At 55.1% G+C, this 5,541-nt stretch carries 6 protein-coding genes and 1 pseudogene; all 7 read right to left on the bottom strand.

Annotated features, from left to right (window positions below):
• Positions 1-415: FAD:protein FMN transferase (locus AAC035_RS18060; RefSeq protein WP_339806486.1), on the bottom strand; the 415-nt coding region annotated here is incomplete at its 3' end.
• A gap of 21 nt (positions 416-436) precedes the next feature.
• Positions 437-1,663: an NADH:ubiquinone reductase (Na(+)-transporting) subunit F gene (nqrF, locus tag AAC035_RS18065; protein ID WP_339806487.1), complete on the bottom strand. Its 1,227-nt coding sequence runs from the start codon at positions 1,661-1,663 to the stop codon at positions 437-439.
• Positions 1,664-1,704: 41 nt separating this feature from the next.
• On the bottom strand, positions 1,705-2,313 hold the full coding sequence (gene nqrE / locus AAC035_RS18070) for an NADH:ubiquinone reductase (Na(+)-transporting) subunit E (protein WP_339806488.1): 609 nt from the start codon (positions 2,311-2,313) through the stop codon (positions 1,705-1,707).
• A complete protein-coding gene (locus AAC035_RS18075) occupies positions 2,313-2,978 on the bottom strand; it encodes an NADH:ubiquinone reductase (Na(+)-transporting) subunit D (protein WP_339806489.1) in 666 nt (221 codons plus the stop codon). Before AAC035_RS18075 ends, nqrE begins: the two co-directional genes overlap by 1 nt.
• A gap of 3 nt (positions 2,979-2,981) precedes the next feature.
• Positions 2,982-3,785, bottom strand: coding sequence for a Na(+)-translocating NADH-quinone reductase subunit C (locus AAC035_RS18080; RefSeq protein ID WP_339806491.1), 804 nt, complete (start codon positions 3,783-3,785; stop codon positions 2,982-2,984).
• Positions 3,778-4,983 (bottom strand): NADH:ubiquinone reductase (Na(+)-transporting) subunit B, encoded by a 1,206-nt coding sequence (locus AAC035_RS18085; RefSeq protein ID WP_339806492.1) that lies wholly within the window; start codon positions 4,981-4,983, stop codon positions 3,778-3,780. Before AAC035_RS18085 ends, AAC035_RS18080 begins: the two co-directional genes overlap by 8 nt.
• A gap of 3 nt (positions 4,984-4,986) precedes the next feature.
• Positions 4,987-5,541: pseudogene (locus tag AAC035_RS18090) on the bottom strand (NADH:ubiquinone reductase (Na(+)-transporting) subunit A); the annotation flags it as partial.

The following is a 5,541-nucleotide window of genomic DNA, read 5'->3' on the forward strand; positions in this document are numbered from 1 at the left end:
GTCCATCGGGGCCAAATCCCCAGAGATTGACCACCGGCCCGATGGTGATATCAAAGGCTCCGCCCGATGCCTCTGCAATCCGGTTTGAGGTTTCCAGAACCCGGAACAACGCCGTAGACACCGGAAACCAGGTCGACTGATCCTGCTGACGATTGAACGCCGACAACTCTGAATCCTCGCGCCAGGTCGACATCGAAGCATCGACACCTTCAAGGACTGCTTCGATGCCCTGAGCCAGATCCTGCAACCGATCGTCATCCTCGGTCAATACGACGTTGATCTGGTATCGGGTGCCGAAAATACCGCCGGAAATTTCCCAGACATTTTCGTCAGGCTGAAACGAGCAACCCGCCAGGGTCACGAAAACCAGAGCCATGAAGGCTCTGGTCAGCGCAACCCGGGCGGGCTGAATCATGCGGGATGTCATTGGTTCTAGTTAACCTCCGAAGTCATCCAGCATGATGTTGTCATCCTCAACACCAAGATCTTTCAACATCTTGATCACCGAGGCATTCATGATGGGCGGTCCACACATGTAGAACTCACAGTCCTCAGGGGCCGGATGGTCCTTCAGATAGTTATCGTACAACACGTTATGGATGAACCCGGTATAGCCCTCCCAGTTATCCGAGGGAAGTGCGTCAGACAGGGCACAGTGCCACTCGAAGTTCTCGTTCTCTTCGGCAAGCATGTCGAAATCTTCCACGTAGAACATTTCGCGAACACTTCGGGCACCGTACCAGAAGCTGATTTTACGCTTCGAGTTCAGGCGCTTGAGCTGATCGAAGATGTGGGAGCGCATGGGAGCCATTCCCGCACCGCCACCGATAAACACCATTTCCGCATCGGTTTTCTTGGCAAAAAACTCGCCAAAGGGCCCCATTACCGTCACCTTGTCGCCCGGCTTCAGATTGAACACATAGCTGGACATGATGCCTGGGTTATGGTCAGTGCCCGGTGGCGGTGTAGCGATCCGGATATTGAACTTCAGGACGCCTTTCTCTTCCGGGTAATTGGCCATGGAATAGGCACGGATCGTATCTTCCTTGTTGATGGCCTTGTAACGCCAGATATCGTGCTTGTCCCAGTCTTCATGGAACTCTTCCTCGATATCGAAATTCTTGAAATCGATTTCGTAGGGAGGGCATTCCAGCTGTACGTAACCACCGGCGCGGAAATCCACTTCCTCACCTTCCGGCAGCTTCAGCACCAGCTCTTTGATGAAGGTGGCAACGTTATGGTTGGAAACCACTTCGCATTCCCACTTCTTGACCCCGAAGAACTCTTCCGGAACCTCGATCTTCATGTCCTGCTTGACAGGTACCTGACAGGACAGGCGCCAGCCTTCCTTCTCTTCACGGTTCGTGAAGTGGGTCTTTTCCGTAGGCAGCATGGCACCACCACCTTCAAAGACCTTACATTTGCATTGGGCACAGGTGCCACCACCGCCACAGGCAGAGGACAGAAAAATGCCGTTGCCAGCCAGGGTATTCAGCAGTTTACCACCTGCCTCAGTGGTCAGCGTATGCTCAGGGTCATCATTGATCTCAATGGTGACATCCCCGGTGCTGACCAGCTTGGAGCGTGCAGCCAGTATCACCGCCACCAGTGCAAGCACGATGACTGTGAACATGACCACGCCAAGAATGATTTCTGTATTCATGGTCTCGCCTTCTCGTTAATAACCGATTAGCCGGGTACGCATCACAGCGAAATGCCGGAAAACGACATAAAGCCAAGTGACATCAGGCCCACAGTGATAAAAGTGATACCCAGGCCACGCAGACCTTCAGGCACGTCACTGTACTTGAGCTTTTCACGGATACCCGCAAGTGCGCCGATGGCCAGAGCCCAGCCAGCACCTGCACCAAAACCGTAGACCGCACTTTCTGTAAAGGTGTAGTCCCGTTCAACCATGAACAGGGACGCCCCCATAATCGCGCAGTTAACAGTAATCAGTGGCAGGAACACCCCCAGTGCTGCGTAGAGCGCAGGAATGTACTTGTCGAGAATCATTTCCAGGATCTGGACTATCGCCGCAATTACGCCGATGTAGGTCAGCAGCCCCAGAAAGCTCAGGTCAACGTCCGGCAACCCGGCCCATGCCAACGCACCATCTCTGAGTACGTTGTTATAGATCAGATTGTTCACCGGAACCGTCAGGGTCAGTACCACGACAACCGCAATACCAAGACCAATGGCAGCCTCTACCTTCTTGGAGATGGCCAGGAAGGTGCACATGCCAAGGAAGAACGCCAGGGCCATGTTCTCAACGAACACGGCCGTTATCAGAAGACTCAGATAATGTTCCATTAAAAGGCCTCCCGGGTTTTATGGGCAGACATCTTGTAGTCCTGCGCTTCGACCTGCTCCGGTTTCCAGGCACGAAGTGCCCAGATGCCCAGCCCGATGATGAAGAATGCACTGGGTGGCAGCAGCATCAGGCCATTCGGCAGATACCAGCCACCATCGTTGACCGAGGTAAGTATGGTAAAGCCGAGCAACTGACCGGAACCGAACAGCTCACGGAACACCGCCACAAACAAAATGGCAATGGAGTAGCCCAGACCGTTGCCGATACCATCCAGGAAACTCAGCATCGGCGGATTCTGCATGGCAAAACCCTCAGCACGTCCCATAACGATACAGTTGGTGATGATCAATCCGACAAAGACCGACAACTGCTTACTGATTTCGTAAGCGTAGGCCTTAAGAATCTGATCCACCACAATGACCAGCGAGGCAATAATGGTCATCTGTACGATGATCCGGATGCTGTTGGGAATCTGGCTGCGAATCAGTGATACCGCAAGGTTGGAAAATGCCGTTACCGCAATCACTGACGCACACATGACCAGCGTCACGCTCAGGCTGGTAGTAACCGCCAGCGCCGAACAGATACCAAGAATCTGCAGGGCAATGGGGTTGTTATTGAATATCGGTTCAAACAGAACCTTTCTGGCTGATAAGTCAGACATTGATCAGGCCTCCCCGTCGCGCAGATTTTTGAGGAACGGTGCAAAACCGTCCTCGCCCATCCAGAAGTTGACCAGATTTTCGACACCACGGGAGGTCAGGGTTGCACCGGAAAGTGCATCTACCTTGTGCTCACCGTCGGGGCCACTCTGGTCGGCGCCGCCCTTGACCAGCTGAATTTTCGGCTGGTCCTTGTCGTCACCATACACTTTCTGGCCTACCCACTGACTCTTCCACCGCGGATTGTCCACTTCACCACCCAGTCCCGGAGTTTCCGCGTGATCATAGAACCCCAGACCTTCGATGGTGTTCAGATCGCCTTCCAGCGAAATGAAGCCATAGAGCGTGGACCAGAGACCCGGGCCGTGAATCGGCAGTACCACCCGCACCAGTTCGTCATTCTCCCGGAGGATGTAGACGGTGGCAGCGTGGGCCCGGCGACGGAGATTGGCCGTATCCTGGTCACCACTCAACCGGATTGAGGTTGACGGTTCACTGGCAGCGCGATACTGGTCATAGCTCAGAACATCCGCAACACCCAGCTCTTCCGGACTGATAAAGCGACCGTTGCGAAGATCCACCAGGCGCGGCTCAAAGCGGCCAAACAGTTCTTCGATGCGCTCGGCTTTGGCGCCACGCTCGGCCATGCCCGCAGCCTGCAGGATGTTGGATTTGATATCCAGCTCCTGATTCAGGGCCTGCATCGGCCGCAGCGAAACCGCCGCAGCCGAAACTATCACGGAACAAACAATACACAGGGCCAGAGCGACCTGCAGGGTCTTTCCGACCGTTTCCTTTTTCTTAGCCACGAGCGAGCCTCCGTTTGATGTTGGCCTGAACCACATAGTGGTCGATCAGCGGGGCAAACAGGTTGGCGAACAGGATGGCCAGCATGATGCCTTCCGGAAACGCCGGGTTGACCACCCGGATCAGAACCGTCATCACACCTACCAGAATGCCGAACAACCAGCGGCCGGTATTGGTCATGGAAGCCGATACCGGATCCGTTGCCATGAACATCATGCCAAAGGCAAAGCCACCGATGACCAGATGCCAGTGCGGCGGTATCGCGAACATCGGATTGGTTTCAGAACCGACCACATTTAACAGCAAAGACATACCGATCATGCCAATCAGCACCCCACCGACAATCCGGTAAGAGGCGATCTTCATGACCAGCAGAATCGCGCCGCCAATCAGTATGGCAAGGGTTGAGGTTTCTCCCATGGAACCCTGAATGGAACCCATAAAGGCCGACATCCAGCCGATCTGGGTTTCCAGTGCCTGCAGTCCGCCACTGGCGGCCCAGCTCAGGGCCGTCGCACCACTGAAGCCGTCGACGGCGGTCCACACCAGATCACCGGAGATTTGTGCCGGATACGCAAAGTACAGGAACGCCCGGCCGGTCAGTGCCGGGTTAAGGAAGTTCTTGCCGGTACCGCCAAACACTTCCTTGCCGATAACCACACCAAAGGTGATACCCAGGGCCACCTGCCACAGGGGAATGGTGGGCGGACAGATCAGTGCAAACAACACAGAGGTCACAAAGAAGCCTTCATTGACCTCATGACGACGAACCGTGGCAAACAGCACTTCCCAGAAACCACCAACAATAAAGGTGACCGCATATATGGGAATGAAGTAGGCCATGCCGTAGACAAAGTTGTCCCAGAGACTGGCCGCATCGTTACCTGCGAAGGCACCAATGAAGGCCGTTCTCAGACCACCGTCGCCCATCAGGGCGTCGGGATTCTCGGCCAGAAAACTGTTGGCCTGAAAGCCGATGTTCCACATACCGAAGAACATGGCCGGAAAGGTACACAACCACACAGTGATCATGATGCGTTTGAGGTCAACGCCGTCACGCACATGGGCAGTCGTGGAAGTCACCTTGCCAGGCGTGTAGAAAATGGTATCAACGGCCTCGTAGAGCGCGTACCAGCGCTGATACTTGCCACCCTTCTCAAAGTGATGCTCGATGCCGTCGAGAAACTGTCGGATTGCCATGTGTTAGCCCTCGATCTCGATTCGGGTCAGATTCTCACGGAGAATCGGGCCATACTCATATTTACCCGGGCACACAAAGGTACACAGACCCAGATCTTCTTCATCCAGCTCCAGCGCACCCAGCTTTTGTGCCATCTCTGTATCGCCCACAATCAGCGAGCGCAGCAGTTGGGTTGGCAGAATGTCCAGAGGCATGACCTGCTCGTAGGCACCTACCGGCACCATGGCCCGTTCACTGCCATTGGTGGTGGTGGTGAAATCAAACAGTTTGCCACGGGCCAGCTTGGCCAGATAGATATTCAGTACCGAGAAACGGTTGGCGCCGGGTGAAAGCCAGCCCAGGAATTCACGCCTGGTGCCTTCCTCCAGTACAGAAACCTGATTGGCAAAACGCCCCAGGTAGGCGCAGGGACCGTCACTGCGACGACCACCGAACACGGAACCGGAAATGGCTCGCACTTCGCAGTCGGTGGCCACTTCGTCCTTGAGCAGTTCGGTGAGACTGGCGCCAACGCGGGTGCGGATCAGGCGGGGCTTGAGGGCCTTGGGGCCACCCAC

The organism is uncultured Marinobacter sp., assembly GCF_963974375.1.
GTDB lineage: Bacteria > Pseudomonadota > Gammaproteobacteria > Pseudomonadales > Oleiphilaceae > Marinobacter.

Excerpts from the sequence above, each read along its gene's own strand:
- nqrF (WP_339806487.1), bottom strand. The coding sequence starts at position 1,663 with ATGAATACAGAAATCATTCTTGGCGTGGTCATGTTCACAGTCATCGTG.
- nqrE (WP_339806488.1), bottom strand. The coding sequence starts at position 2,313 with ATGGAACATTATCTGAGTCTTCTGATAACGGCCGTGTTCGTTGAGAAC.
- AAC035_RS18075 (WP_339806489.1), bottom strand. The coding sequence starts at position 2,978 with ATGTCTGACTTATCAGCCAGAAAGGTTCTGTTTGAACCGATATTCAAT.
- AAC035_RS18085 (WP_339806492.1), bottom strand. The coding sequence starts at position 4,983 with ATGGCAATCCGACAGTTTCTCGACGGCATCGAGCATCACTTTGAGAAG.